26 protein-coding genes are annotated in these 26220 nt (G+C 56.8%); 10 read left to right on the top strand and 16 right to left on the bottom strand.

Annotated elements, in window-relative coordinates:
- Nucleotides 1–2 precede the first annotated feature (2 nt).
- Nucleotides 3–842, bottom strand: a complete 840-nt coding sequence (locus ACIQT8_RS24855) for an ABC transporter ATP-binding protein (RefSeq protein ID WP_400971142.1) — start codon at nt 840–842, stop codon at nt 3–5.
- Between the two features lie 233 nt (nt 843–1075).
- On the opposite strand from ACIQT8_RS24855, the gene ACIQT8_RS24850 reads away from it, so the two are divergent.
- Together ACIQT8_RS24850 and ACIQT8_RS24845 are read left to right on the top strand one after the other, a co-directional pair.
- Nucleotides 1076–1780 (top strand): GntR family transcriptional regulator, encoded by a 705-nt coding sequence (locus ACIQT8_RS24850; RefSeq protein WP_400971139.1) that lies wholly within the window; start codon nt 1076–1078, stop codon nt 1778–1780.
- 283 nt (nt 1781–2063) lie between these two features.
- A complete protein-coding gene (locus tag ACIQT8_RS24845; protein ID WP_400971136.1) occupies nt 2064–2252 on the top strand; it encodes a hypothetical protein in 189 nt (62 codons plus the stop codon).
- Between the two features lie 57 nt (nt 2253–2309).
- Here the strand turns inward: ACIQT8_RS24845 and ACIQT8_RS24840 are convergent, their stop codons facing one another.
- The 6 genes from ACIQT8_RS24840 to ACIQT8_RS24815 form a co-directional block, all read right to left on the bottom strand.
- The gene (locus ACIQT8_RS24840) at nt 2310–3287 is read right to left on the bottom strand and encodes a 2-hydroxyacid dehydrogenase (RefSeq protein WP_400971133.1); all 978 of its coding nucleotides are present in this window, start codon (nt 3285–3287) and stop codon (nt 2310–2312) included.
- An 11-nt stretch (nt 3288–3298) separates the two neighbouring features.
- Nucleotides 3299–3784 carry a PPC domain-containing DNA-binding protein gene (locus tag ACIQT8_RS24835; protein ID WP_400971130.1) on the bottom strand — a complete coding sequence of 162 codons (486 nt, stop codon included), beginning with the start codon at nt 3782–3784 and terminating at the stop codon, nt 3299–3301.
- 23 nt (nt 3785–3807) lie between these two features.
- Nucleotides 3808–4692 carry a hypothetical protein gene (locus ACIQT8_RS24830; RefSeq protein WP_400971127.1) on the bottom strand — a complete coding sequence of 295 codons (885 nt, stop codon included), beginning with the start codon at nt 4690–4692 and terminating at the stop codon, nt 3808–3810.
- Between the two features lie 37 nt (nt 4693–4729).
- Nucleotides 4730–5533, bottom strand: coding sequence for an ABC transporter permease (locus ACIQT8_RS24825; protein ID WP_400971215.1), 804 nt, complete (start codon nt 5531–5533; stop codon nt 4730–4732).
- 73 nt (nt 5534–5606) lie between these two features.
- Nucleotides 5607–6440, bottom strand: coding sequence for an ABC transporter ATP-binding protein (locus ACIQT8_RS24820; RefSeq protein WP_400971125.1), 834 nt, complete (start codon nt 6438–6440; stop codon nt 5607–5609).
- A gap of 25 nt (nt 6441–6465) precedes the next feature.
- On the bottom strand, nt 6466–7470 hold the full coding sequence (locus ACIQT8_RS24815; RefSeq protein WP_400971122.1) for an ABC transporter substrate-binding protein: 1005 nt from the start codon (nt 7468–7470) through the stop codon (nt 6466–6468).
- 202 nt (nt 7471–7672) lie between these two features.
- On the opposite strand from ACIQT8_RS24815, the gene ACIQT8_RS24810 reads away from it, so the two are divergent.
- The 4 genes from ACIQT8_RS24810 (at nt 7673) to ACIQT8_RS24795 (ending at nt 12061) form a co-directional block, all read left to right on the top strand.
- Entirely contained in the window at nt 7673–8563 is an 891-nt protein-coding gene (locus tag ACIQT8_RS24810; RefSeq protein WP_138791510.1) for a LysR family transcriptional regulator, read from the top strand.
- A 371-nt stretch (nt 8564–8934) separates the two neighbouring features.
- Nucleotides 8935–9933, top strand: a complete 999-nt coding sequence (locus tag ACIQT8_RS24805) for a hydroxyacid dehydrogenase (RefSeq protein WP_400971117.1) — start codon at nt 8935–8937, stop codon at nt 9931–9933.
- Nucleotides 9923–10621 carry an RraA family protein gene (locus tag ACIQT8_RS24800; protein WP_400971114.1) on the top strand — a complete coding sequence of 233 codons (699 nt, stop codon included), beginning with the start codon at nt 9923–9925 and terminating at the stop codon, nt 10619–10621. Before ACIQT8_RS24805 ends, ACIQT8_RS24800 begins: the two co-directional genes overlap by 11 nt.
- A 162-nt stretch (nt 10622–10783) precedes the next feature.
- The gene (locus ACIQT8_RS24795) at nt 10784–12061 is read left to right on the top strand and encodes a CitMHS family transporter (RefSeq protein WP_400971111.1); all 1278 of its coding nucleotides are present in this window, start codon (nt 10784–10786) and stop codon (nt 12059–12061) included.
- A 48-nt stretch (nt 12062–12109) separates the two neighbouring features.
- Here the strand turns inward: ACIQT8_RS24795 and ACIQT8_RS24790 are convergent, their stop codons facing one another.
- Nucleotides 12110–13048, bottom strand: a complete 939-nt coding sequence (locus ACIQT8_RS24790) for a LysR family transcriptional regulator (protein WP_400971108.1) — start codon at nt 13046–13048, stop codon at nt 12110–12112.
- 403 nt (nt 13049–13451) lie between these two features.
- On the opposite strand from ACIQT8_RS24790, the gene ACIQT8_RS24785 reads away from it, so the two are divergent.
- Genes ACIQT8_RS24785 through ACIQT8_RS24775 form a run of 3 tightly spaced genes read left to right on the top strand, consistent with a single transcriptional unit; the run spans nt 13452 to nt 16116 of the window.
- Nucleotides 13452–14477 carry an ABC transporter substrate-binding protein gene (locus ACIQT8_RS24785; protein WP_400971105.1) on the top strand — a complete coding sequence of 342 codons (1026 nt, stop codon included), beginning with the start codon at nt 13452–13454 and terminating at the stop codon, nt 14475–14477.
- A 38-nt stretch (nt 14478–14515) separates the two neighbouring features.
- On the top strand, nt 14516–15385 hold the full coding sequence (locus ACIQT8_RS24780; RefSeq protein WP_400971212.1) for an ABC transporter permease: 870 nt from the start codon (nt 14516–14518) through the stop codon (nt 15383–15385).
- Nucleotides 15361–16116, top strand: a complete 756-nt coding sequence (locus tag ACIQT8_RS24775) for an ABC transporter ATP-binding protein (RefSeq protein WP_400971102.1) — start codon at nt 15361–15363, stop codon at nt 16114–16116. Before ACIQT8_RS24780 ends, ACIQT8_RS24775 begins: the two co-directional genes overlap by 25 nt.
- A 54-nt stretch (nt 16117–16170) precedes the next feature.
- Here the strand turns inward: ACIQT8_RS24775 and ACIQT8_RS24770 are convergent, their stop codons facing one another.
- A complete protein-coding gene (locus tag ACIQT8_RS24770; RefSeq protein ID WP_400971099.1) occupies nt 16171–17091 on the bottom strand; it encodes a LysR family transcriptional regulator in 921 nt (306 codons plus the stop codon).
- Between the two features lie 496 nt (nt 17092–17587).
- Between ACIQT8_RS24770 and ACIQT8_RS24765 the strand changes: the two genes are divergently transcribed.
- Nucleotides 17588–18871 (top strand): Gfo/Idh/MocA family oxidoreductase, encoded by a 1284-nt coding sequence (locus tag ACIQT8_RS24765; RefSeq protein ID WP_400971096.1) that lies wholly within the window; start codon nt 17588–17590, stop codon nt 18869–18871.
- 355 nt (nt 18872–19226) lie between these two features.
- Here ACIQT8_RS24765 and ACIQT8_RS24760 read toward each other — a convergent pair whose 3' ends face one another.
- From ACIQT8_RS24760 to ACIQT8_RS24730, 7 genes are all read right to left on the bottom strand, one after another.
- On the bottom strand, nt 19227–20765 hold the full coding sequence (locus ACIQT8_RS24760) for an aldehyde dehydrogenase family protein (RefSeq protein ID WP_400971093.1): 1539 nt from the start codon (nt 20763–20765) through the stop codon (nt 19227–19229).
- 13 nt (nt 20766–20778) lie between these two features.
- A complete protein-coding gene (locus ACIQT8_RS24755) occupies nt 20779–21666 on the bottom strand; it encodes an NAD(P)-dependent oxidoreductase (protein WP_400971090.1) in 888 nt (295 codons plus the stop codon).
- Between the two features lie 126 nt (nt 21667–21792).
- Nucleotides 21793–22704: a LysR family transcriptional regulator gene (locus tag ACIQT8_RS24750; protein WP_400971087.1), complete on the bottom strand. Its 912-nt coding sequence runs from the start codon at nt 22702–22704 to the stop codon at nt 21793–21795.
- 64 nt (nt 22705–22768) lie between these two features.
- Complete coding sequence (locus ACIQT8_RS24745) at nt 22769–23932, bottom strand: M20 aminoacylase family protein (protein WP_400971084.1); 1164 nt, start codon at nt 23930–23932, stop codon at nt 22769–22771.
- Between the two features lie 51 nt (nt 23933–23983).
- Nucleotides 23984–24502 carry a hypothetical protein gene (locus ACIQT8_RS24740; RefSeq protein WP_400971081.1) on the bottom strand — a complete coding sequence of 173 codons (519 nt, stop codon included), beginning with the start codon at nt 24500–24502 and terminating at the stop codon, nt 23984–23986.
- Nucleotides 24499–25326: a DUF3100 domain-containing protein gene (locus tag ACIQT8_RS24735; protein ID WP_400971078.1), complete on the bottom strand. Its 828-nt coding sequence runs from the start codon at nt 25324–25326 to the stop codon at nt 24499–24501. Before ACIQT8_RS24735 ends, ACIQT8_RS24740 begins: the two co-directional genes overlap by 4 nt.
- 691 nt (nt 25327–26017) lie before the next feature.
- Nucleotides 26018–26220: hypothetical protein (locus ACIQT8_RS24730; protein WP_400971075.1), on the bottom strand; the 203-nt coding region annotated here is incomplete at its 5' end.

Genomic DNA, 26220 nt, shown 5'->3' with positions numbered 1-26220 from the left:
GGTCAGGCTCCCTGGATTGCGGTGTCGGAACGGGCATCGATGATGAGTTCGCGAAGACGCTGGTTGAGCACAACAAAATCGTGCTCGAAGGTCATCTCTACGGTGCGGGGGCGCGGAAAATTGACGGGACTGTCATCGATGATGCGGCCGGGTCTTGCACTCATGACGCAGATGCGCGAGGCGAGAAAGCCTGCCTCCTTCAGATCATGGGTGATGAGCAGCACTGTCGGGCGGCGCTTCATCCAGAGCGACTGCATCGTGCCCCAAAGTTCTTCGCGGGTGAACTGGTCGAGCGCGCCAAACGGCTCGTCGAGCAGGAGCAGGCTCGGTTCGTGGACGAGGGCACGGCAGAGATTGGCACGCTGGAGCATGCCGCCGGAAAGTTGCCACGGGTAATGGTTGGCGAACTTATCGAGCCCGACATCGGTCAGCAGTGCGCGAACCCGGTCGCGGAATTCGCCGTTCTTCTTGGCCCGGTACTCAGACCGGAAGGGCTTTACGATTTTCAGCGGCAACATGACATTGCGCTCGATTGTCAGCCAGGGAAGCATGGTCGGGTTCTGGAAGGCCATGCCGATGCGCAGCGCCTTGGCGCTGACTTCCCGCCCGCCGACGATGACCGCACCCTTGGTCGGCTGCAGCAGGCCGGCGGTGAGCCGCATGATGGTCGACTTGCCACAGCCGGACGGGCCGACAAGCGCCACGAATTCCCCATCGGCAATGCGCAGGCTGGTTTCTTGCAGCGCGACGACGGCCTTTTCCTGCCGGCCGAAAGAGACGGCAGCTTGGGATAGCTCCACGGCAAGAGGAGCGGATGTCGTCGGTTGAGGAACAATCAGCATAAGGTCACCATCAAAAGCGTTTCGGAAAAGTGCATGCAATCAGCGTGCCATATTGCATGCGTACGGAATCGATGGATTTTACGAACGAGAATTCACTTACTAAAGTGAATGCAATAAGTGCATGCATTAGTTTTGGGCAGATTCGGCTTGAGCTGCATTCAAATGCGGCACCGCGCCGAGTTGATCTTTGCTGTGACCTCCCTTATCGAGTTGTCAGAAGCAGAGGGTTCGTGATGACGGGCAAAAAGAGTTCGGCAAGAAGTGAAGGGGATCGTGTCGCAGCGATCTGTACGGCTTTGCGCCGCGCCATTATCGAGCGGGCGCTGCAGCCGGGTGACAGACTGCCGGAGGACTCGCTCGGCGAGCGCTTCGGCGTCAGTCGCACCATTGCCCGACATGCGCTCGGTCAGCTGGCGGCGGAAGGCCTCGTCGATCTGCGGCGCAACCGCATTGCGGTTGTCGCCACGCCCTCCTTCGAGGATGCGCGGGATATTTTCGATATCCGCCTTGACCTGGAAAAGCAGGTGGTGAGGCGTCTTGCCGGCAGGCTGACGGATGCGCAGGTGAAGCAGTTAAGGGAGATCGTCGATGCCGAGCATGATGCGCGGCACGGATCCGAGGGCACTTCGATCCGGCTTGCTACCGATTTTCACGTGCTTCTGGCGGAGATGACCGGCAAGCCGATTCTGATCCGCTACGTCACGGAAATATGCTATCGCGCCGGCCTGTCCCTTGCCGCCTTCGGGCGTCCGCATTCTTCAGACTGCGCTGTGAGTGAGCATCTTGAATTGATCGAGGCGATCCGCACCGGACCGGTGGAAAAGGCGGAGGCGATGATGGCGGAGCATCTGGAGGCGGTCGCCTCAAGGGCATTGCTGCAAAGTTCCGGTGCGAAGCCACGCGATCTGATGGATATTCTGGCACCCTACGCGGACTGACGGGACCTGACGGGCCCCGGAAGGGTCTAGTATTCATTCGGCGCCGTCGTGAAGCGGGAGCGAAATAGGTGGCGGCGCGAACCGGATAAGGGGCCATGAAAGCCGCGAGATAATCCTTCTCCGCCTGCAGACCGCCACTGTCGTCTCAAGCCTCGAAATCTTCAAGAGTGTTGCGAATGGTGCGCCAGAAGTGCATACAAAGATTGTTACGCAAATCCCGCCCCCTCTAGTTACAGAGACGTGATTTCAAGAATCCTTCGATCTCGTGCGGCGCGACGCGCAAATGAGGGGACATGTCGCGCCGCAGGATATCGGCATCATCGATGGTCGCATCGCCGCCGGGATGGGGCGCGAGGAGGAGGAGGAGGTGATCGACGGGCGACTGGTGTTGTCGGGCTTCGTTATACCCGTGTGCATCTTGAGAAGTCCTGCCTGCTCTGCCGTTGCGGCTGTGTCGGGGGGCGACCTATGACAAATATCGCCGCGAGCGGAAATCTACTCGCGGCTGACACTATCCGACACCCAACGGCTAACTGGCTCGCTTAATAAGTGAGTAAATCGGCTCCTGCCGGTTCAGAACGCGGATCACGTCCTCTGCGGCTGTCGTTGCCATGCGGATGCGCGTTTCCATGACGCTTGTGCCCAGATGTGGTGAGAAGGCGGTATTCTCGAGTTTCAAGAGTGGATTTTCCGGCGAAACCGGTTCCTCCTCAAACACATCGAGGCCCGCAGCGCCGAGTTTACCGGTCGACAGCGCCTGATAGAGTGCCTCTTCATCAACAATTCCGCCACGTGCAGATAGCACGATAACTGCCGTATCCTTCATTTTGGCGATCGCATCAGCATCGATCATTCGCCGTGTCTTTTCCGTCAGCGCACAATTGACCGAGATGAAATCGGCGCGCGCATAAAGTTCGTCGAGCGAGACGAAAGTGGCACCCAACTCCTTCTCCGCCTCGGGTTGGCGGATGACGTCACTATAGAGCACCTCCATGTCGAAACCACGAGCGCGTTTCGCCATATGCTTGCCGATCTTGCCGAAACCGATGATGCCGATCGTTTTATAGGAGACGTCGAAGCCCATGAAGCGCTGTGCCACCCACGTGCCGGCCTCCGTCCAATGGCCGCCACGCACAAAGGCATCGGCATGGTGCAGCTTGCGTGCGGCGTTGATCATCAGACCGAAGGTCAGATCGGCGATCGTGTGGGTGTGTACGGGTGTGACGGTAACTTCGACACCGCGGCGCGCCGCCTCCTCGATATCGATATTGTCGTAACCGACGCCGCGCCGTGCCGCTATCTTCAATTTGGGCGCATGATCGAATGCCTCCTTGTCGAGTTCTTCGGTATGCCAGACGAAGATCACGCCGTCCGCATCCTGGATACCGGCAAGAAACTCCTCGCGTGTCAGCGGACGGCTGACGCCGCTGCAGACGACCTCGATACCGGCATTCTCGAGCATTGCGACGGCCTCATGCTCCAGAGGCTGGGTGATGAAGACTTTCATGGATATGCCTTTCAAGCGGCCGCAGCCTGGATGGTGGTGACGATGACGCCGGTCTGGGGATCTCGGCCACGGATGATGTCGACGCCCTGAACCTCGCTGATGAAGAGATCAAGCGTGGTCAGCGTGATGGTTCCCGGTTCGATATGGCCACCATAGACCACGTCGTTTTCGCCACTGATCACTGCGTGATAGTGAATATTCAGGCGCCCGGGCTCTTCGCTTGGAGATACCAGTCCCTGGCCGGTCAGCAGGCTGAAAGGCCCTTCCATGATCAGCTGCGTCGTGTATCCGAGTGTCGGATCCGGTTCCACGCGGCTGACGTAATGCAAGGCGACGCGCTTGAGGCTGCCGATCGTCGTCGTGATCTGACCGCAAGAAATGCTGTGCGCAAGGCAGATTTCCTCGATCGACTGCAGCACGTCGCGATCCGGATGAATGCGGGCCGCAATTACCCGACCGCCCTGGCCGGTGGCGGATGAAAAATGGGAAGAGGTCATGGTCTTTTCCTTGGAAACGTGTGTCAGATAGCCGCGACGACAGCTTCGATCTCCACGAGGGAGAGTTGGCGATAGGGATCGCGCTTCAGCAACTGCGGCAATTCATGCATGGTGCGGGCATCGTAAGTCGGATTTTCCGTCGTCAGCCAGTAACGGGTGCTCGGGATGAGCGTGACGGCGGGGTTGAAGGCCCAAGCGATGTCAAAGATCTTTTCGGGCGTGTTGCCGATGAAGACGATCTTGCCGTGCATCTGGCCGCGCATCTGGAAGGCGACAGGAACCGCTTCCTCGATCTCCCAGCCGCGCTTGACCATCGCCTTCAGCGCCGCGGCGCGGATGAGATCGGGATGTGCTGAGGTTTCGACATTGGCGTGGATATGCACGACGTCCGGATGTTCGTTCAGTTCACAGTATTTTGTGAATGCGGCCGTCTCGAAATAACCGTCCAGTTCGGCCTGTTCCTGTGCCGTCAATTCGGTCTTGAACGGAAATTTCTTGTAGAACTGGTCCATATAGCTCTGACCCCAGTATTCGACATTGTGATCGCGCTTTGCGGGCTCGATCAGGGCTGTCTTCGAATATTTCCACAACAGGTCGAAATGCGGCATGCCATGCGGCTCGATCCCGTGGATGGAGCCGGAATCAGCCACCTGCCCGGAGGTGAAGATCTCGATCTTACGATGCACCGGTCGGCCGATCTTGTCGAAATAGCCCTTTACTATTTCCTCCAGGCTGAGCGGGTGGATTTGCGTCTCGATATAGGCGTGGGCGTGGTAGATCGGCTCCTGCGTTATGCTCAGAACCTCGATCACCTTGCGCCAATGTTCGGAGCGGAAATAGTCGGCAATGGTCTCGACGAGATCGGTCCTGTCCATACCGATGTCCTTAGTCGCAACGTTGGTGTTCATTTAATCCTCCAGAGTTTTGGGCCCGCGAATGCAGGCGTCAGTTCTGCATCGCCCAGCGGCGGACGGTGCGGTCTTCGAGCAGTTTGAAAAGGACGCCTTCGACGAACAAGCCGATCAGGATGACGCTCAGCAGGCCGGCGAATACCGATGGGATGTCCAGCATGTTCTTGCTTTGAAAGATGAACCAGCCGAGCCCGCCCTGGCCTGAAGAGACGCCAAAGACCATCTCGGCGGCAATGAGCGTGCGCCATGCAAAGGCCCAACCAATCTTCAGCCCTGTGACGATGCTGGGCAGTGCCGCAGGGATCAGGATGCGGCTGACAAAGCGCCAGCCCTTAAGCCCGTAGTTGCGACCAACCATCCGTAGAGTGCGGGAGGTCGACTGAAAGCCGGAGAACGTGTTGAGCGCCACCGCCCACAGAACCGAGTGGACCAGCACGAAGACGAGACTTGCCGATCCGAGGCCGAACCAGATCAGCGCGAGCGGCAGCAGCGCGATCGCTGGCAGTGGGCTGAACATAGCCGTCAGCGTCACCATCAGATCCTCGCCGATGCGGGTGCTGATTGCCACCATCGTCAGTGCCGCGGCCGCGAATATGCCGATGACATAGCCTGTCAGCAGAACTTGCAACGAGGCCCAGATCCGTTGCAGGAGTTCACCCGACCCAATACCGGCAACGAGTGCCGAAACTGTCTCCGAAAAGGTCGGAAACAACAGCGGGTTATCGACAGCGCGGCCGTAGATTTCCCATGCAATGGCAAGAAGCGCGAGAATGAAGAATTTGCGTGCAGGTCCCGAGCCGTAGATCTTTTCCCAGATAGTCAGCTTGCGCTCGATCATGCCGAAGGCTTCGGCACCTGCCGGCTCGCGGCGAATCTCGGGGCGGTAGTTGTGGAGCGGTGATGCGCTGACGTCAGCCATGATGTTGAACCTCCTGGCTTGCCTTCTCGGCAAACAGCATGTCGTGAATGTCCCGTTCCAGTGCGCTGCCCTTGGCTCCAGCGGCGTCGTCGCGGGAAAGACCGTTCAGTTCCGCCTTCACCTGGCCGGGATGGGGAGAAAGAAGAAGGATGCGGTTGCCGATCTTGATGGCCTCGGCGATCGAGTGTGTGACAAAAAGGACGGTGAAGTGGGTATCGTCCCAAAGCTCCAGCAATTCGTCCTGCATCTTGACGCGGGTGAGGGCATCAAGGGCCGCAAACGGTTCGTCCATCAGCAGGATGTCGGGTTCCATCGCCATTCCGCGGGCAATTGCAACACGCTGCTTCATACCACCTGACAGCATGTGAGGATAATTATCCGCGAACTTGGTCAGGTTGACCTTGTCGAGATAGTGGCGCGCGCGTTGTTCTGCCTCCTTGCGGCTCTTCAGCTTACCGGACTCGACCAACGGAAACATGACGTTCTGTACGACGGTCTTCCACGGCAAGAGCTGGTCAAACTCCTGAAACACCATCATCCGGTCAGGTCCGGGGCCGACGACTTTTTTGCCGTGAAGACGGATCTCGCCTTCACTTGGCTTGTGGAAGCCTCCTATCGCCTTCAGGAGCGTAGACTTGCCGCAGCCGGAAGGGCCCAGCAGGACGAAGCGGTCGGCGCTGAAAACCTGGGCGCTGACCTTATGTGTCGCGAGGATAGAAAGATGGCCCGCGGTGTATTGCAGCGTGACATCGGAAATATCGAGAATGGGTTCCGCTTTCGTGATTTTCCGAATTTGGTTTCCGGACGACGGCAGATTGACGTTCATCGCGGTTTCCTCCCTGTTGTAATGGTCAGTTCGCGTGTTCCGCCTGTGGTGCGGACTGCAGATCGGGGAAAAAGAATTCCCGCCAGCTTTCAGGGGCGGTCTTGATGAGGCCGATCTTGGCCATGAAGGAGGCGGTCTGCTGCACGCCGAGCGGCAGCGACTGGAAGATATTTCCCTCTTCCGCGAACATACCGGCCAGCTGATCGACCGTGAACTTTTCCTTTGTCGAGGCGAGATATAGCTCGGCTGCCTTCTTCGGCTCCTTGTTGATCATGTCCTGCGCCTCGTTGAGAGCTGCGAGAAAGACCTTGATCGCTTCGGGGTTTTCATCGTGATACGCGGCGGTGCTGAAGGCCAGCAGGTTAGTCGTCGGCCCGGCAACATCGAGAGTCGTCAGGACCGCGTGCATGTTGGGTTGTTCGAGCAGTTGCTGGTAATAGGGCGGACCTGCGAACATCGCGTCGGTTGGCCCTTTTGGGTTCATCATCGACTGTACGCCATCGGCAAAACCCAACTGAACCATCATGGGATCGAATTTCTTGGCGTCGCCGAATTCCTTGTCCAGAGCCATCTGGAGATAGATCGCCTGGTTGGAGACCTTTAGGGACGTTACCGAAATACGGCTTGTTTCCTTGAAATCCTTAACGGTCCTGACGGCTGGATCTTTTGTGACGAGCACACTTTTCGTGCCACTGACTGCTGCGATACTCTTGACGTCGCCGCGGGTGCGCGACCAGAGCAGCACCGCATTGGACACGCCTGCTGCAACGATATCGACATTGCCCGAAAGAAGCGCGTCGGTCACTGCACTGCCGCTTGGGAAGCTCAGCATCTGCAGGGACAGATCCTGCCCCATCTGCCTGGCATGTTTTTCGACAAGCTGGCCCTGCTTCATCACGTGAATCGGTGCAAACAGGATCCCGACGCCACCGGCGACACGGATTTCTGCTGCAGTCGCCGGAGCCATCTGGCCGACCGTGGCCGAGACGGCGATGGCCGTCGAAATGAGAAACTTCCTGAACGCGTTCATATGGTCCTCCCAACCAAGTCTGCACTTTGCAAAAACTTCAAGCAGCTGGGCCTGCTCTCCTCAGCAGGGGCCTTTGGGAGCATGATGCGCCGACAGGCTTGGCGTGATGCTTGAAATCTCAGTGCAGTCACGATATCGCCAAGAAATCGATGACGTCCAATGGATAATATTCCAAATCCGATAACCGATAGGAATACATCAGATGAATGAACGCGATCTTCGGTACCTTGTTGCCATCAGCGAGTGTGGCAATCTGCGGCTCGCTTCCGAACGGATGAACGTCACCCAGCCTGCGCTGACCAAATGCATCATGCGCATGGAGGAAGAGGCCGAGACGAAACTGTTTCAGCGCAAGGGGCGCCTTATCGTCCCGACGCCGGTCGGCAATGTACTCATTCGCCGGGCAAAGCACATCATCCAGTCGATTGATGAAACGCAGCGCGAGATCCATGATTACGTCAATGGATCGCGCGGCCATGCGCGTCTGGGCGTCGTTGCGACCATCACCGAATTTCTGATGCCTGAAATCCTTCAGAACCTGACGCGATCGAGCCCGGATGTCACGCTGAAGCTCACCGTAGGCATGACAGACTTACTGCTGGATAACCTGCGGCGAGATGAACTCGATGTGGTCATCAGTCCTGTCTACGAAAGCGATGAATTCGACTGTCTGCCGATCATGAAGGATCATGTGGTTATAGTCGCCAGCCGCGATCATCCGCTGGCGGGACGGCCGGTTGCGCTGGAGGATTTGAACGAGTTCAAATGGATACTGCCACAATCGAGCGTCGGAATGCGTGTCTGGCTCGAACGCGCTTTTGAACGGCTCTCATTACCGCCCCCACGCGTGCAGGTGGAGATCAGTTCGTTGCCGCTGATGCCGAAGCTGATCGCGCGTACCCATCTGCTCAGCTTCACATCACGGCAGAACCTCACTCGGACAAATGGTGGTGAAAATCTGGTCGAACTGCCTATCCCGGAAATGACCCTGGAGCGCCATTTCGGAATTTTCATGCGTAAGGGTGGGTACATTCCCACGGCAAGCCAGGTACTCGTCGATCGTATCATTCAGGCGACGGCGGAAATCGAATAATGAACACAGGACAGCAATCTTCTTTTGTCTGGGGCTTCCGTTGCCAATGCTGCGCCGAAGGTGCGCCTGGATGCCGTGACTGTGCATGATCCCGCTGAACCGATGGCAGGCGCTACGACTGACGCCGCCAGCCATCTTCGCGGTTGTACTGCGGAACATATTCCCGACAGGAATATGAAAATGAAAATAATGAAATTGATTTGATGTTCTCGGTCCATAAAGTCGAATGACCGTGTGGAGGAGCCGGGCAAATCCTATTTCTGCAACACCGACCGCAGATCGATTGCAGGCTCCTTTCATTGAACGGTAGATGGCGTCGACGGGCAGATATTGCACCTCCTTGGCGACCTCGGCACTATGGAGGAGATATCTTGGCCTACACGATTTTCATAACTGCATCAGCACTTCATCCCAAAGGTGCCTCTGTGCTGGAGGCCGCCGGTTGCAGATTGATCTATCTGGACGCGGGCGGCGGTGAAGCAGCGGTCGACCATATTATGGCCGCCAACCAGATCGATGCGGTTATCTCTCGCACTGTCACCCTTTCAGCAAGGGCAATAGCAAGCTGCCCAAGTCTCAAAGTTATCTCAAAACACGGTGTCGGCGTCAGCAACATTGATGTTGCAGCCGCCACGGCCCGCAACATCCCGGTCTTTGTCACGCCTGGCGCCAATGCGCAGTCGGTTGCTGAAATGGCACTCGGCCTGATGCTCGCTTGTGCCCGCAAGATCGCTTGGATGGATGCAGAAATAAAAGACGGACGCTGGTCCCGCGCCCAGGATGGTCTGGAGCTCAGCGGTCGCACGCTTGGTCTGGTCGGCTTCGGTCAGATCGGTCAGCGCCTTGCCAAAGCGTGCCTCGCGCTCGGCATGAACGTCGCGGCGTATGATCCCGGCTACGGAAGCGTCGCGCCGATGGACGGCATCTACATGGTGGGATCGGTCGATGAACTGCTGCCTGTCTGCGACGTGTTGAGCCTGCATGTTCCGCTGAACGCGCATACCCGCGGCCTGATCGATGCCGGCGCGTTTGCAAAACTCCCCGATCAGGCAATTCTCATCAACACTGCCCGCGGTGAAGTTGTCGATGAGGCAGCTCTGATCTCGGCGTTGAAGGGAGGACGGCTTTTCGCAGCAGGGCTCGACACTACGGCTGACGAACCGATCTTGCCCGACAATGAGTTGCTGAAGCTCGCAAATGTGGTTCTCACGCCGCATGTGGGCGGCTCGACACCGGCCGCACTTGCAGAAATGGCAAAGAGTGCGGCGGAAAATGTTCTCGGTTTTCTCAAGGGAGAGCCCCCGCCGAAATCGGCCTGCGTCAATCCCGAAACGATACCATCCATAAAGGAGTATTTCCATGAGCGGTGAAACCAAGACGGCTGTCGTCTGGCCTGCCGGCTATCACATCAATCCGCGACACGGCGATTTGCCGAAAGATCTTCTTGAAGAGTTCGGCAGAGTTCCTGTTGCGGTCGCAGGAGACTGCATGGGGCGGTCGATCGGTTCGATGGGTTTGAAATCCTATCACGGCGCCAAGATTCTTTGTGGTCAGGCCGTGACCGTGCGTGTCAGGCCCGGCGATAATCTCATGGTCCACAAGGCGATGATGATGGCGCAGGCTGGCGACGTCATCGTGATCGACGGCGGAGGCGATCTTACGCAGGCGGTCATCGGCGGGTTGATCCGAACAACCGCAATGACAAAGAAGCTGGGTGGTTTCGTCATTGATGGCGCCATTCGCGACCTGGCAGAATGGGCTGAGGGCGAGATGCCGGTTTTTGCCCGCGGGCACACACATCGCGGCCCGAGCAAGGAAGGTCCGGGCGAGATCAATGTTCCGGTTTCCGTCGGAGGGCTTGTGGTCCAGCCGGGCGATCTTGTCTTGGGTGATCTTGACGGTGTGATCGCCATTCCAGCCGAAGACGCTGCCGCCCTCCTGCCCAAGACCCTCGCGCATCTTGAGCGGGAAGCAAAGATCCGCGAAAGCAACGTCAAGGGTACCTCGGACCCTGAGCGTTTCGACGCCATTCTGCGAGCGAAAGGTTTACCGGTCTGATCAGCGCGTCGCCAAGGGGCGTTGGGACTGGGTGACGTTACGGGAGGTGCTGCCGCCATGCAGCAGAGGCCGACAGGCTGCAAAATTCTAGCCTTGCATCTTTAAAGGCAATTCAATCGAAATTACTCGCGGGCTGCATGCCTGTGGGAGGAGGATTTTATCGTGCTCATTGCACTCAGCTTCGCAATGTTTGCTTGCTTCATTTACCTGCTGATCAGTGGCCGCATGTCGGCCATGACAGTGCTTATTCTGGTGCCGACCGTCTTTGCGTTGATCGGCGGCTTCGGTGCCGATATGGGCGACATGGTCGTCAAGGGTATCAGGACGATTGCTCCGACGGGCGTGCTGCTGATTTTTGCGATGATATATTTCATGGTGATGACGGACGCCGGCTTATTCGACCCGATCGTCAAACGGATCGTCAGCGCGGTTGGCGGTGATCCTGTCAAGATTTTCGTCGGTACGGTGGCTCTCGGTTACCTTGTCGCTCTCGATGGGGATGGCGCAACGGTTTACATGATCACGCTTGGCGCATTCATGCCGCTGTATCGCCGGCTTGGTCTGTCGTTGCCAATGGTGGCCTGTCTTCTCTTGCAGTGCACGGGGGTGGGCAATCTCCTTCCCTGGGGTGGCCCGACTGCGCGTGCGGCCGCATCCATGAAGGTCGAAATGGGCGATGTTTTCACTCCGCTCATCATTCCGCTGCTCGCCTGTGTCGCCTGGGCATTCGTGATGGCGTGGATTTTCGGTGTTCGCGAACGTAAGCGGGTTGGTATAATCGAATTCAACTCTGCCCAGTTGCTCGAAGCCCGGGGCGTGCCTGGCTGGAAGCTATATTTCAACTGGGCACTCACCATTGCGCTGATGACCTCGCTGGTGCTGGAACTCCTGCCGCTTTCCTACCTCTTCATGATCGGCGCGGCCATCGCTATGGCTGTCAATTTCCCGCAATACTCCGCTCAACAGCATGTGCTCGCCAATCACGCACCGGCTATCCTTTCAGTCGCTGCCATGTTGTTTTCGGCCAGCGTCTTCATCGGGATACTCAATGAAACCGGCATGGCCAGTGCCCTTGCCCAATCGATCGTGGGGATCATCCCGGAGCAGGTTGGTCCCTACATGGCCGTCATCACGGCGCTACTGAGTATTCCGGTCACGTGGCTCGTCTCCAATGACGTGTTCTACTTCGGAATGCTGCCCATTCTTGCCGAAGCCGCAGGACATTACGGGATTACCGCAGCGGAAATGGCACGTGCCTCCCTGGTCGGCCAACCGGTGCATATCCTCAGTCCACTGGTTGCCTCCACCTACCTGCTGGTCAGTCGTCTGGACCTCAACTACGGTGAGACCCAGAAGTTTACCATTGGTTGGTCGGTGGCCGCGTCACTCATCATGTTGGGCATGTCCATCGTTATCGGTGTCATCCCCATTCACCGATAGGGCCGGTCCGATGCCTGACGGCGGATGGCTGTCGTCAGGCACGGTTGCTCAGAAGGAACTCTCCGTACCCGGCAGAGGGCGGTTTTCGAACTGTGCTCTGCTCTCTTCTGCAATCCGCACCAGCAATCTGGCTGCCGGCGTGAAATAGGCCTCACGCAAGCGGATGATACCGAACTCGCGGCGCATCGTTGTTGCTTCCAGCGGGATTTCACGCAGATGCTCGCCTACGGCGTTGGGGGCCAGATTACGTCTGGAGATGAAGCTAAGCAGTTTTGTCTCTGAAATCAGTCTCGGCAGAAGAAAGATGGAACTGGTTTCCATCTGCACTTGAAGTTCGTTCAATCCAAGCGACCGGAACGTACTCTCCAGCCACTGACGCGTGGCAACTCCCGGCCCTGCGAGTACCCATTTATATGCAGCCAGGGTCTCAGGTGTTAGCGGATGATCGAAAATGGGGTGATCGTTACTGGCAACAGCGACAACGTCATCACTGGTTAGCGAAAAAGATTCGAACCGTTCGCTCTCGCTTGTAGACCGTGTCAGTGGCCCGAAGACAAGGTCGATGGACTTTTCAATGAGCGCACGCATGAGTACGTCATTCATGCCCACTGTCAGCTCCAAAGTCACTGCGGGTGCTTGGTTGATTAACTGAGCTGTCAAATGCGGCAGCATATATTCCGCCGTCGTGGCTGCGCTGCCTATTTTTATCGAACCAGCGACGCCGGTTCCGAGATCCGACATCTCGCGTCGGACTTCGGTCGCAAAACCGAGAAGACTGCGCATACGTGTTAGGAATACATGGCCCGCCTCTGTCAGGACGAGTTGCCGTCCCTCGTGACGAAACAACTCAATCCGCAGGTCGTCCTCTAGCCTCTGTATGCATTTGGTCAAAGCAGGCTGCGTGCGTCCGAGTTTTTCCGCCGCAAGCGCAAGACTCCCCGCTTCGGCAACCGTGACAAAATAATTAGCATCTCTAAGGTCGATCATCGTCTTCCATCTTGCATTGAGCGAGGACTTCGCCCTGCGCGATTACCTGGTGTGTTACCAGTTTATCCGTCCTTGCTTTCGCTCCCAAGCCTCGCAAGCCGTGGTACCGGTCGTCCGCAAAAACTAGATTTCGAAAGATCAACAGTCAAAGGGCCAGCTGTCGGTTCGCATCATCAAATGCGGCTCGGTTGGCGTCGCGGCGTCTGCGTGGCCTCTGTGATCGATTTATCCGCCCGTCGCAGTTTGGTTGGCGGACGAGCCGGATGCTCCAGGTCTATGTCGACGGAAGAATTTTTTATTCTCGAGGCCAATCTTAGATCTAATAGTCTATAAATTTTATATACAATGTATGAGCATGAGCTTTCCAACGTAGTTGCACCAATATCACCGGGGAACGCACGACATGCAATTAACACGTCTAACAAAACTCGCCGTGACCGTTTTTTGTGCAGTAAGCATTCAATCCGGTATTGCGAACTCGGCCAGCAATACTCCCCTTGCAACCGCGGTTCCAGAGGGGACGGTACTGACGATTGGTGACCCAGTTACCCAAAAAGCGCTCGAACTGTCGGGTCTCGACAAAGAGTTAAGCTTCGAGGTGAGATGGGCAAATATCAGCGGTGGACCACAAACATCGGAGGCGTTTCGCGCCCGCGCCCTCGATGTGGGGTCAGTAGCCGAAATCCCGTCCATATTTGCAAACTGGAACAATTTGCCGGTACGCAATATCGCCTACAAAGAGCGACGCGACCCAATTGCAAATCCAATTTATCGGTTCGGCGTGGCTCCAGGGGTTGAAGTAAAGGGGCTTGCCGATTTCCGGGGCAAGCGTATCGCCTTCAGTCCTGGGCAAGCGCAGGGCACACTGGTGCTGAGGGCCTTGCAAAGCGTTGGCCTTACAAAAGATGATGTCACGCTCGTTGAACTACCTAGCACTGCCGATGTCTATCCCAAAGCGCTTGCAAGCAAACAGGTCGATATCGCACCGATTGGCGGCGTGAACATCCGACGCTACATTTCGCAGTATGGTTCAGACGGTGCCACTCTGGTTGAACATGGATTGCGAGACGATCCCGGCCACCTCTACGCGCCACAGTGGGTGCTGGACGATCCAGCCAAGGCCGCGGCGCTGGCTGAGTTTGTCGGTCTCTGGGCGAAAGCCAACGACTGGGTTAACCGGAATCCTGAACGATGGCTTAAAGAGTACTATGTCGGCAAAGAGGGCCTGAGCGAGGAAGACGGCAAATACCTTATCGAGTTGACAGGGGAACAGGTGGTTTCCGGCGACTGGCGGGATGTTAAGGAGCGCCACCAAGCAACAATCAACCTGCTGGCTGACCAACTTGGCTACAAGCCATTCGACGTGGAGGCAATATTCGACAATCGGTTCGAAAAGCTCGGTGTATCCGCTCTAGCCCAAGGGCAGTGAATCCCTCATCCACTGCATCTGGCGAAGGAACAATGAACATGGCGACAACATGGGAAGTGGACAACGAGCGCCCAGGCGCGCTTTCACAAAAGGCGTCTAAAAACGGCCGCAGACGATTACAAAACGGCGTGAGGCAGCGCCTTGGACCTGGTGCCGAAATCCCCTTCGGCTTACACATCGGGCCTCTCTTGCTGATTTTGATTTGGGCTGCGGGTTCGGCCCTTGGACTCATAGACCCAAGGATCCTGTCTGCACCATGGACAGTGGTCGGTGCGTTTGTCAGGCTGATCGAACAGGGGCGTCTGCAAGATAACCTGATAACATCGTCGTATAGAGCGCTAATAGGCCTCAGTCTCGGATTGATAGTCGGTACTGCACTCGCAGTTGTCTCTGGACTATCGCGTATCGGTGAAGCCCTCATTGATGGCCCCGTTCAGATCAAACGCGCCGTGCCAACCATGGCGCTGATCCCTTTGCTGATCCTGTGGTTCGGAATCGGTGAGGAGATGAAAATTACCACAATCATCCTGGCAGTGATCGTCCCGGTTTACATACACACGCATAACGCGCTGCGCAGTATCGACAGCCGATATGTTGAACTCGCGGAAACGCTCAAGATGAGCCAGCGAGACTTCATTTTTCAGGTTGTGCTACCGGGAGCGTTGCCCGGTTTCTTGTTGGGGCTACGATTTGCCGTGACATTGTGCTGGGTTTCACTTGTTGTGGTCGAGCAGATCAACGCCACAAGCGGGCTCGGTTACATGATCGACCTTGCTCGCACGTACGGTCAGACCGACGTCATTCTGGTTGGCATCGTCATTTATGCCCTTCTGGGTCTGGTGTCCGACAGTCTTGTTCGCCTTCTTGAAAGGAGATTGCTCTCATGGCGTCGCACCTTGGCACATTGAATACCGATGAAACTGCTGTCCATATCCGCAATGTCAGCCGAAGTTTTGGCCAAAAGAAAGTCCTCGACAACGTCGACCTCGATATTCCGCAAGGCGAGTTTGTTGCCATGCTCGGGCGTAGTGGTTCAGGAAAAAGTACATTTCTGCGGGCTCTCGCGGGGTTGGACTACGGAACTGAGGGATCGGGTACGTTGCTGACGCCCGACAATGTTTCGGTGGTATTTCAAGACGCGCGCCTGCTCCCATGGCAAACCGTCATTCAAAACGTTACGCTTGGGCTTCCGAAAAATGAACGCCTGACTGGCAAGCAGGCACTCGTGGAAGTCGGGCTGGAAGGTCGTGATTCCGCTTGGCCTATCGAGCTATCTGGTGGTGAACAGCAGCGCGTCGCGCTGGCTCGTTCGCTTGTTAGGCAACCTGAGCTTCTTCTCGCAGACGAACCGTTCGGCGCTCTGGATGCCCTTACCCGTTTAAAAATGCACGAGTTGTTGCGAGAGCTTTGTTTTCGGCATCGACCTGCGGTGTTATTGGTAACGCACGACGTCGATGAGGCAATCTCACTGGCTGACAGAGTGCTTGTGCTCGACAATGGCCGCTTCATAGAAGATGTCCCAATCGACCTGAAGTCGCCACGCGACCATGCCGACCCCATTTTTGCGAGCCTCCGTAACAGACTTCTCGCCAGTCTCGGGGTCGGATCCGTCTCTGAGCGAGTGCCAGATAACCAATGAAAAAATTGGGAAGATTTCCATGGCCGTGAGCGACCGGAGAAAAGCAAGGTGTATTCAAACTGTCGATGGAAACAGTCCTGCAGCCTCGGCTCGGGCTGATATCAACTGGATGATTTCCTTGATCTTGGGCTTGGATCGGCCCTCCGGTAAAATGTAAAATCCCATCAAAGCGCGGCGACCGGCCCCTGATGGGACGATCTTCACCTCTCGCAGGCCTTTCTCTACAAAGTAGTCTCTTAGCACATCACTGTGAATCAGCACCGAATCCGTATTGAGCGCGAAGTCGATGCATGCGTCCATCGAGTTGCATGCGAACGCGTGGCCAATGCCATCGATATCCCGCTTACCCGATCCTGAGACGAGGCGTTTTTGTCGTGCTTCCATCGGATTCGCCATTGTCGTTGGATAGCCGCGTATCTCGTCTACCGAATGCGTTCGTTCAAGAAGTGGGTGCCCGTCACGGACGAAATACCCGTCGGTCGCTCGCCCCAGGGGAATGAAGTCAACCGCGAGCCCTGGTTTCAACTGGTCGATCCGATGCCCCATGAACAGGGAAATATCGCCAGCGACCAATTGGTCCATGCAGCGCATCGTGTTGCCGATGCTGACATTGATCGGCGCTGCCGGGTGCATGTTGAAGTGTTCGATCACAAAATCCTTCAAAAGCAGGATCCAGGTCGAATAACCCGTGCCTATGCTGATGCCTTCTTCCAGCTCCGCTTTCTGCCGGGCAATTGTGTTAAGGGCATTCGTGTGAAGACGCTTCATAAAGATAGTGCTGTTGTAGAGCGTTTCCCCATAGGGCGTCAGCTGGACGCCGCGCACTGAGCGGTGAAAGAGCTCCACACCCAATGACGTTTCCAGCCGCTTGATGTTGTAGCTCAGCGCCGGTTGGGAGATGTGCAGTATTTCGGCTGCCGCCATAAATGATCCGGCTTCGGCAACCGCCGCGAATTGCTCCAGTGCCTTGTCCATATTCACCTCCCGTCTTCATAAAGAAATTCTATGATTGGGCGGAAATATTCTATTTGTCCATATGTCTTGTGACGGCTAGTCTTCGCCAAGAAAGTGCACTCGGGGAGGAGTCAGCGGACATCGAAAAACAATGCAGCCAACCGGATTTTCACCTGGGAAGCTGGCCCGCAGCATCCTCGATGCACGTCGATAGCAGTAACGGGCGGGACCGGTGATCGGTGAGTAATGTGTCGAGCCTGCCGGATATCTCGGTGACATCGCAATTCTGCATGTGTTTCCGACGTTCCAGCGAGATCAATGTCACCCTCAGGCCAGTAGTCCTGCCGGTCAAATGATCGAGCCGCACTCGGAGATTGCCGGCTATTCGATTCCGGAGGTTGCGCATGGCCACAGTAGAGGAAGCGTCCTTCTCAAGAGATGATCAGAAACAAATGGATGCGCCGGACCGGCATCATCAATCGGAACGGTTTGGCGTGAAAGGAAGAGGAGATAGTCCATGGCCAAGAAAAAGTATGTGCTGGTTGGCACAGGCGCACGCGCCCGCATGTTTTACGAAGCCATTGCTCGCGATTACAGTGAGAATAGTGAACTGGCAGCGCTCTGCGATACCAACCAGACCCGCATGGATTACACCAACAGGGTCCTGATTGAGGAATTCGGCCTCAGCCAGTTGCCGACATACAAGGCCGAGGATTTTGGCCGCATGCTTGACGAGACGGGTGCCGATGTCGTGATCGTCACCTCGATCGACCGTACCCACCACATCTACATCATTGCAGCATTGGAGGCTGGCCGCGACGTTCTCACCGAGAAGCCGATGACGACGGATGTGGTCAAATGCCAGCAGATCATCGATACGGCAAAGCGGACGGGTCGCTCAGTCCGCGTCACGTTCAATTACCGTTATGCCCCGCATAATGCGGCGGTCCATGAGCTCATCGCTTCAGGCGGCATCGGTGACGTGTATTCCGTGCATTTCGAGTGGTTGCTCGATACCAAGCACGGAGCCGACTATTTTCGTCGCTGGCATCGTGACAAGCGCAACAGCGGCGGGCTTATGGTCCACAAGTCCACCCACCATTTCGATCTCGTCAATTTCTGGCTGCAAAGCCAACCGCAGACGGTCTTCGGAATGGGCGATCTGCGCTTCTATGGCCGCGCCAATGCCGAGGAGCGCGGCCTGTTCACGCCCTATACCCGCACCACCAAGGTTGCAGCTGCGAAAACCGATCCCTTCGCCATCGACCTGACCGAAAGCCCGGTCCAGAAAGCGCTCTATTGGGATGCCGAACATGAGGACGGTTATCAGCGTGACCAGAACGTCTTTGGCGACGGCATCAGCATCGAAGACACGATGCAGGTCATGGTGCGCTACAGGAACCGTGCGGTAATGACCTATTCGCTCAACACCTATGCGCCCTGGGAAGGATTCAACGTCGCCTTCAACGGCTCGAAAGGACGAATCGAGCTCATGGTTCGCGAAACCTCCTACATTAATGCCGGCGGCTCTTCAGAAAATGAAGGCGAGGCAAAGGGGATACAGCTCTATCATTTCCCGCTGCATGGCGAACCGCGTGTCGTACCGGTGCTGATGGAGGAGGGCGGTCACGGCGGCGGCGACAGGCGCATGCTCGCGGATATTTTTGGTGGCTCGAACTCGGGCAGCGCCTTCGCCGCAGATTTTCGTGACGGTGCCATGTCGATCCTGACCGGCCTTGCTGCCAACCGCTCTTTCCAGACGGGCCTGCCGGTCGAAGTCGCCGACATGGTTGATCTCTGACCGGTCATCAGACGCGCGTGCAAAGCTGGAAAAGGAGACAGCGATGAATCAGTTGGTTGATGATCGTCTGCTTTCCACCGAAACATAGTCGCAGTGCGTGGCGCACGCCTTTGTGAAGGGGCGCGCCAACAGCCTGGCTCGGGAACGAGCCTGCCTTCCTACAAGGGGCCACGATGTGTCGCGCAAAGCGGACCGTTCGAGATGGATGGACGTAGTTTCAGGAGATCTATGCCGCCAATTACCAACTTTTCTGAGGTACACCGGTTCCGTCGCAAGGGGCCTGTTTACGCCAGGATTGGCATTGCTGATTTCTTGCAAAGAAGAGGGCCGGCTTTCGCCGACCCCTCGGATAACATCAGCCGACGTAACCAAATGCGACGGCGGGTTCTTCTGCGGTCTCAACCCAGATGCTTTTTGTCTGGGTATAGGCCATCAGTGCATCCTTGCCGCTGGAGCGGCCATATCCGCTCTTTCCGAAGCCGCCGAACGGCGACATGACGCTGATGGTCTTGTAGCCGTTGATCCAGAAAGTTCCGGCCCGTACCTGTGACGCCACACGATGGGCGCGTGCAACATTCTGCGTCCAGACGGCCCCGGCAAGACCGTAAGGATTGTCGTTGGCAAGCGCAATCGCTTCCTCTTCCGTGTCGAACGGCGTAACGCCGACAACAGGCCCAAATACCTCTTCCTTGGAAAGCGTGGCTGTCGGAGAGACGTTGTCAAGAATGGTCGGGGAGAAGTAGAAGCCGCCAGTTCCTTCCAGCGCCTCAGGCCGACCGCCGCCTGCGGCGAGCGTTGCGCCTTCGCTAACGCCCTGCTGTACCATCTCGGTGATCTTGGTCCACTGGCGAAGATTGTTGATCGGGCCTACCTGCGTTGTGTCCTCAAAAGGATTGCCGACCGGGATCTTGTTAGCGGCAAAGGCATAGCGTTCCACGAATTTCTGGTGGATTGAGCGATGAACGAGGAGACGCGAACCGGCAACGCAACTCTGGCCGGCGCCACCGAAGATTGCTGATTGGGCGCCAAGAATGGCGCGCTCGATATCCGCATCGTCGAAGACGATGTTTGCTGATTTGCCGCCGAGTTCGAGAATGCAGGGAACTACACTTCTTGCCGCTGTTGCTGCGATCAGCGATCCGGCATGTGCCGAACCGACAAACACCACCAGGCCGGTTTTCGGATGCATGATGGCAGCCTGGCCCGCAGTGGTTCCCTGGCCGGCGATCACGTTGACAAGTCCGCGCGGCGCACCAGCGCGTTCGCAGAGCAGACCGAGGATCAGTGTGCTGAGGGGTGTGAGTTCAGACGGTTTTATGACAACGCCGTTGCCTGCGCAAAGTGCTGGAGCGATCTGCCATCCGCCGGTGAAAAGAGGTGCATTCCATGGTGTTATCTGCACCACAACGCCGATCGGCTCGTTGCGCGTGTAGTTGAGATGCGAGGTCGGCACTGGAATGACGTCGCCGTGGAGCTTGTCGCACCATCCGGCGTAATATTCGAACATTTCCGCGACCTTGACCACTTCACCGCGGATATCGCGGATGGGGCGGCCGGCTGAACGGCTCTCGATTTCGGCAATCGCGGCGGCGTTGTCACGGATCTGGCGGCCGATTTCGAACATGATGCGGCCGCGAGCCGAAGCGGTGATCTTCATCCATGCGCGCTGTGCGATGGCGGCGGCATCCATGGCCGCATCGATAACGGATTGATCGGCATCCTTGAAGGTTGCGAAGGCTTTACCCGAGGAGGGGTCTGTGAGGGTGAGTGTTTCGCCTCCTCCAAAAACAATCTCGCCATTCACAAGGCTACCGATTTCCTCGGTGCTGAAGAAACCTTTGAGAAGTTCACGAACACGCGGACCCTGATCGAGGATGATTTCGTTCTTGCCCATAATCTGCAGTCCTTTAGTTTGAAACTGGTTTGAAAGCACCCATGCGGGTGAAGTCGTCGCCGTCCTTGAGGTCGGTGGAGCCGGCCCAGAGCTTGGCCACGAGGTCGGCCATTGGAAGTTCAGCGCCCGTGCGCTGTGCCAATTCACTGGCGAGACGGACATCCTTGCGCATCAGGCCCATGGAGAACCCGCTGTCGAAACGGTTTGACATGACCCAGGTCGGGAAATGAACTTCGCTGATCATCGAACGACCGGATGCGGCATTGAGGACACGCAATGCAGCCTCCGGGTCAATACCGCCAGCAAGTGCGAGTTTCAGTGCTTCGCTGGTGGTGACCATATGCGCGGCTGCCAAAAGATTGTTGACCAGCTTTGCAACATTGCCTGCACCACTCGCACCGACATGCAAAGCCTTGGCGGCCAGTGCCTCGATGACAGGGCGCGCAAAAGCCACGTCTTCCTCGCTTCCGCCAAGCATCATGGTGAGCTTGCCGGACGCCGCGCCTGCCGGGCCACCGCTGACTGGAGCATCGAGGAAACCATGTCCGAGAGCAACGAGGCGGTCGGCGAGTTCACGGCTGACATCTGGCTCGGACGTCGACGTGTCGATGATGATGACATGAGCGCTCTTTCGCTTCTCCAGGATGTCGACGTGTTGATTGACGACATCAGCCACGTCTTTTGCCGTCGGCAATGAAAAGACGAGGAAATCGCTCGCTTCGAAAGCTGCTGCAATCGTATCGAGAGGCTCGATGTTCGACTTGGCTGCAAGGTCGCGACGCTCTGCACTGAGATCGAAGCCAAGTGTGCGGAAGCCCCTGGACGCAAGTGTTTGAGCCATGCCAAGCCCCATGCTGCCAAGTCCGATGACCCCGACTGTAACCTTTTTGTCTGTCGACATTGAACGTTCCCTTTTAGAGAGCAATGCGCTCTGCTGGTTTGGTGATGGCGAACGTTCTCATCTTCGTCCCGGTACCGATAGTCTAGGTGTCGGGAACGACGCGTTGCGAGTGGAGCAACGCTCTATTCAGAGTTTGAAGGCGGCCATCTCAACGGCAAGATGGCTTGCAAGGCGCTCGACCGAGGCAGGCAGTCGGCGACGGGATTTGACCAGAAGATGGGCGCTCGCCTGTGACAAAAGCGGGTCACTCAGTTCGACAACACCGAGTGCGGAGCGAGTGAGTTCAGTCGTTACGGCAAAGTGCGGCAGGAAGGTAACGCCAAGGCCAGCCATAACGAAGCGACGCAGGACGTCGATTGAGGGCGTTTCCACCAAAGGAGCAACGGCGACCCCGCAGTCTGCTGCAACGCGGCCAACCAATTGCGTGACACCATGTCCCTTGCTGAGAAGAGCGTAGCGACATTCTGCCAGACAATCCCGCAGCAGCACAGTTTTTCGCTCGAGCAGGGGATGTCCGTTGGGTGCCACCAGGCAAAGCGGTTGGCGGGAAATCGCCAGAGACCGGATGCGTGTGTCGATCACCGGATTATAAGCGATGCCGATATCGGTATCGCCATTCGCAACGGTATCGAGCACATCATCTGTACTGCCGAGTGTCAGGGAGTACGCAACCGTTGGGTAGATATTCACGAAGCTTTTGAGGCCATGTTCGATCATGTCGCCCAGAAAGCCCTCACCACAACATATGCGGATACGGGCCTGCTGGACGCTACGCAGCTGGTCGAGCTGTTCGGAGAGAAGATTGCTGTCCTCGATGACACGCTGTGCGTGCTCAAGCACCAGCCTGCCGGCGTCGGTGAGCCCTACACCACGACTGCTTCGCTCAAAGAGCGGCAGGCCGACGTTTTTTTCGGTCTCGGCAATCTGACGAGAGACAACGGATGCCGCCACATGCAGATGCTCGGCCGCGCTACGGATCGAACCCGTACGAACGACAGCGGTAAACATTCGCAGGGCTTTGGCGTCAAGCGTCTCCATCAGGGCATACTTCGCCGGTCGCGAGATCCTGTCAATCGACTGGATACCTCAACCTTGATCCCGATCACGCCGTCTTTAACTGGTTCTGGACCAGCGAGACCCACATGTTGGCACCAATCGGCAGGAGAGCGTCGTTGAAGTCAAAATAGGCGGAATGCAGGCCGGGATTGCTGCCGCTCTTCTTCGCGCCAAGCCAGAAATAGCACCCGCGCTTTTCACGCAGCATGAAAGAGAAGTCTTCCGCTGCCATGCTCGGATCGGCCTCGACCACAGTCACACCAGCCACATCGGGCGCAACATCTCGGACGATTGCCGCACAAGCTGGGTCATTGATCGTGGCGGGATAACGGTACATGTAGTCCACGTCAGCTTCGCAATCGAATGCCGCTGAAATGGAGCCTGCAAGTGCTGCAAGACGCGCCTCGATTTTCGCGCCAACCTGTTCATCGAACCAGCGTGTTGTGCCCCGGATCACGACCTCTTCGGGAATGACGTTCCAAGCATCACCACCGTGAACCTGGGTCGCCGAGACGACGGCGCATTGCAGCGGGGAGACATTGCGGCTGGTGATGGTCTGTAGAGCGGAGACAATCTGAGATGCGGCAACGATCGGATCTGCTCCCTCGTGCGGCATGGCTCCATGCGCCCCTCGACCCTTAACCTTGATCTCAAAAGTACCGAATGCGGCCATCATCTGGTCGTTGCGTGCAACGCACTGCCCAAGGTCCAGCGCTGGCCAGTTGTGCATGGCGTAAATACCGTCCATGGCAAAATCACGGAAGAGACCGTCTTCTACCATGGCCCGTCCGCCGCCCTCGTTTTCTTCAGCAGGCTGGAAGACGAAATGAACGGTGCCGTCGAATGATTGAGCTGTGAGCGATTTCGCTGCAGCAAGCGCCATGGCTACATGGCCATCGTGGCCGCAGGCGTGCATTTTTCCTGGTGAGCGTGACGCGTAGTCAACGCCGCTTTTCTCCGAAATCGGCAGGGCATCGATATCGGCGCGAATGCCGATTGCTTTAGACGAGCTACCGCGGGTCAGGCTGCCAACGAGTCCAGTTTTTCCGTAGCCGGTTTTAACCGAATAGCCCCATTCTGCGAGACGCGCAGCAATGAAGGCGGACGTTTCGGTTTCTTCAAACCCGAGTTCAGGGTTGCGGTGCAAATGATGACGCCAGTTGACGGCTTCTTCGATATCGGAGTGTTGAAGAAAATTCTGCACCTGCATTCCCTTTCAAATAAAAACCGGCCGCATGTGATATGTGGCCGGTTGATAGTTTTACTGACCCGCGATGCGGAGTGAAAGATCTGCAATGACGACGGAACCGATATAGGTTCCGAACATGACGCAAATCGCGACAATCACGATCTTCCAACCCGACTTTTTGGCGATATCGAACTCGCCCTTGGTCAGTGCCAGCCCGCCATAGGCAAGCGCAGGGGTTGCGAGTGCAAGGAAGTTGAGAGCATTGACCTTTTCGAGGGTCCAGGCCGAACCCGGTACGAAAGGCAATGTCACAACGATCGCAAGCAGCGAAGTCCAGGCAACGCCCGGAAGATAGAAGGGCATGTAGCGGGCCAGAATGAGACCTGCGACAGAAACAAGGTAGAGGATCGCCATGCCGGGGAGGGCGACAAGCGGGTTGGTGCCTGTTCCAACCCAGTTAGCGACAAGCCCGATTGCGCAGGCGATCAGAAGCAGGCCAGAATACCTGATAACGTTGACCTTGCGTTCGTCTTCACCGTGGGCGGGGATCTGGTCCTCGACGGAGGAGGTTTGCGCGGAATTCATGCTCATTTGCTCTCTCCTTTGGCTGCCCAGTTTGCAGGGTCATTTGGACGGGCTTTCTTGTAGAGCCATTCCGTCAGCGGAAGCGCAACGAAGAGACCAACATAAAGACCGGTTGCATAAGTCAGGATGTTGCTGGCGGCTGCGAGTGCCAGGATGATGTCTTTGTTGTCAGGCAGAACCGAGACAAGGCTCCCGGTGCACGCTGCAAGCATGCTGCCAGAACCGACGCCACACGACATGGCGAGCGCACGGTAGTCGAACCATCCCAGAGAATGGATGAGAGGTGGCATGATTGCGAACACGAAAGTGCCTATCAGTGTTCCCGTTGCGTAAACGCCCATCGCGCCGGCGCCTTCAGGGCTGTTCAGGCCATAACGGTCCGAGATCACGGCGAGGTTCGGTTCACGGTCGATGGAATAGGTCGCACCGATCGATTCACGGCCCATCTTCAGAAGGAAGACGGCAATCGGGAAGGCAACGACGATCGTGCCGAGGTTTCCGAGTTCCTGGATCACCAGTGCAGGACCTGCTTCAATGATCTTGTCGATCTGCGGGCCAACCGTGGTGCCGAACTTGGCGATGAATGGCATGATCGAAATGGTGATCATCGTGCCGGAGAGTTTCACGGCTGCAGGTGGAATGAGCGCAGCCGTCTTTTTAAGAATATGGGGATTGAGCGCGATGCCCAGGGCGAACGCGTAAAGGATCGGCAAGAAGACAACAGTGCCAACGCCGATTGACAGTCTTTGAATGCCGATGAATTCAGCGACGATGACGATAGCCAGCACAACTGCGTGCAGCCACCATCCGCCTGCGGATGTATTAGTCATAGATTGTTGTCCCTCTGGTCGATGCGGCGCCGTCCTTGCTCTTGTCGCCCGCATGACCGAATTATGACCCCAGTCAATTCGATTGGAAGTATGGCGAAAAGCAACGACGCGTTGCCATAGTGGCAACGCCAGACGCCTTGCAAGCCCTGTTGAGGCTTAACCACATCCTTCTGAGGATACGGGCCATCTCACAGAAATCAGTGTTTCATTCGAGCGCCAAGATTCAGAACAGATATGCCCGCTTCGCTTCCACTATAATAAGAGCGTTACCCTGATTTCGGTTGTACGGTAATGTGACGATGTTTCTGTCGCCCGCATAACCAATGTCAGCGACCGGGAAGCTGCCGGTGACGAACCCAAACGCTGTTCGACAGCTATGGATCGGGGAAATAGATTCTATAGATCTCTGGCGCAGTGCGACGCCAAATAAGAGCGTCAAAATAGCCCTCAACGTCGATAGTGCCAGGGGGGCTCCAATAGACAGAGGCAATGACGCTTGGGCTTGTACGTCTGTCAAAGCCATCCAGGCGAAGTGTGACGGCCAAATCTAACAGGCCCTCTAAGTTTTGATCCCTTTGCGAAACAGAAATTGTGTGATGCCAGATGTGGTCCGGCAAATACAGAGCACTCCCCACATGGATCCCAACGCTTTTCGAACGAACCCCAAAGTCCTCCCATGTGGCGCGGAACGTTAGTATTCAAATTGGGCACATGCATTTGTCGCACGTTTCAGCCCGTCGACGGATCTGGATTCTGGGCTGTGAGGCGGTGTTTCTGAGGTCATTCTGGCGGTGTTGAAGGCTTGTGTCGCCTGGGTTTTGCCGTGGTTTTGGGCGTCTTGCGGGGGTGTTCTGATGGTCTGCTGCGGGGCCGGATTTGGCGTGGCAGGATTTT

Source organism: Agrobacterium sp. NPDC090273, from assembly GCF_044772305.1.
Taxonomy (GTDB): Bacteria; Pseudomonadota; Alphaproteobacteria; order Rhizobiales; family Rhizobiaceae; genus Agrobacterium.
Note: the sequence above shows the minus strand (reverse complement) of the source record. Positions and strands in the feature narration are given on the sequence as shown.

Excerpts from the sequence above, each read along its gene's own strand:
- ACIQT8_RS24740 (WP_400971081.1), bottom strand. The coding sequence starts at position 24,502 with ATGAGCATGAATTCCGCGCAAACCTCCTCCGTCGAGGACCAGATCCCC.
- ACIQT8_RS24775 (WP_400971102.1), top strand. The coding sequence starts at position 15,361 with ATGGCGTCGCACCTTGGCACATTGAATACCGATGAAACTGCTGTCCAT.
- ACIQT8_RS24785 (WP_400971105.1), top strand. The coding sequence starts at position 13,452 with ATGCAATTAACACGTCTAACAAAACTCGCCGTGACCGTTTTTTGTGCA.
- ACIQT8_RS24850 (WP_400971139.1), top strand. The coding sequence starts at position 1,076 with ATGACGGGCAAAAAGAGTTCGGCAAGAAGTGAAGGGGATCGTGTCGCA.
- ACIQT8_RS24855 (WP_400971142.1), bottom strand. The coding sequence starts at position 842 with ATGCTGATTGTTCCTCAACCGACGACATCCGCTCCTCTTGCCGTGGAG.
- ACIQT8_RS24765 (WP_400971096.1), top strand. The coding sequence starts at position 17,588 with ATGGCCAAGAAAAAGTATGTGCTGGTTGGCACAGGCGCACGCGCCCGC.
- ACIQT8_RS24790 (WP_400971108.1), bottom strand. The coding sequence starts at position 13,048 with ATGATCGACCTTAGAGATGCTAATTATTTTGTCACGGTTGCCGAAGCG.
- ACIQT8_RS24770 (WP_400971099.1), bottom strand. The coding sequence starts at position 17,091 with ATGGACAAGGCACTGGAGCAATTCGCGGCGGTTGCCGAAGCCGGATCA.
- ACIQT8_RS24810 (WP_138791510.1), top strand. The coding sequence starts at position 7,673 with ATGAATGAACGCGATCTTCGGTACCTTGTTGCCATCAGCGAGTGTGGC.
- ACIQT8_RS24735 (WP_400971078.1), bottom strand. The coding sequence starts at position 25,326 with ATGACTAATACATCCGCAGGCGGATGGTGGCTGCACGCAGTTGTGCTG.
- ACIQT8_RS24815 (WP_400971122.1), bottom strand. The coding sequence starts at position 7,470 with ATGAACGCGTTCAGGAAGTTTCTCATTTCGACGGCCATCGCCGTCTCG.
- ACIQT8_RS24820 (WP_400971125.1), bottom strand. The coding sequence starts at position 6,440 with ATGAACGTCAATCTGCCGTCGTCCGGAAACCAAATTCGGAAAATCACG.
- ACIQT8_RS24760 (WP_400971093.1), bottom strand. The coding sequence starts at position 20,765 with ATGGGCAAGAACGAAATCATCCTCGATCAGGGTCCGCGTGTTCGTGAA.
- ACIQT8_RS24750 (WP_400971087.1), bottom strand. The coding sequence starts at position 22,704 with ATGGAGACGCTTGACGCCAAAGCCCTGCGAATGTTTACCGCTGTCGTT.
- ACIQT8_RS24845 (WP_400971136.1), top strand. The coding sequence starts at position 2,064 with ATGAGGGGACATGTCGCGCCGCAGGATATCGGCATCATCGATGGTCGC.
- ACIQT8_RS24840 (WP_400971133.1), bottom strand. The coding sequence starts at position 3,287 with ATGAAAGTCTTCATCACCCAGCCTCTGGAGCATGAGGCCGTCGCAATG.
- ACIQT8_RS24755 (WP_400971090.1), bottom strand. The coding sequence starts at position 21,666 with ATGTCGACAGACAAAAAGGTTACAGTCGGGGTCATCGGACTTGGCAGC.
- ACIQT8_RS24780 (WP_400971212.1), top strand. The coding sequence starts at position 14,516 with ATGGCGACAACATGGGAAGTGGACAACGAGCGCCCAGGCGCGCTTTCA.
- ACIQT8_RS24825 (WP_400971215.1), bottom strand. The coding sequence starts at position 5,533 with ATGATCGAGCGCAAGCTGACTATCTGGGAAAAGATCTACGGCTCGGGA.
- ACIQT8_RS24830 (WP_400971127.1), bottom strand. The coding sequence starts at position 4,692 with ATGAACACCAACGTTGCGACTAAGGACATCGGTATGGACAGGACCGAT.
- ACIQT8_RS24745 (WP_400971084.1), bottom strand. The coding sequence starts at position 23,932 with ATGCAGGTGCAGAATTTTCTTCAACACTCCGATATCGAAGAAGCCGTC.
- ACIQT8_RS24800 (WP_400971114.1), top strand. The coding sequence starts at position 9,923 with ATGAGCGGTGAAACCAAGACGGCTGTCGTCTGGCCTGCCGGCTATCAC.
- ACIQT8_RS24835 (WP_400971130.1), bottom strand. The coding sequence starts at position 3,784 with ATGACCTCTTCCCATTTTTCATCCGCCACCGGCCAGGGCGGTCGGGTA.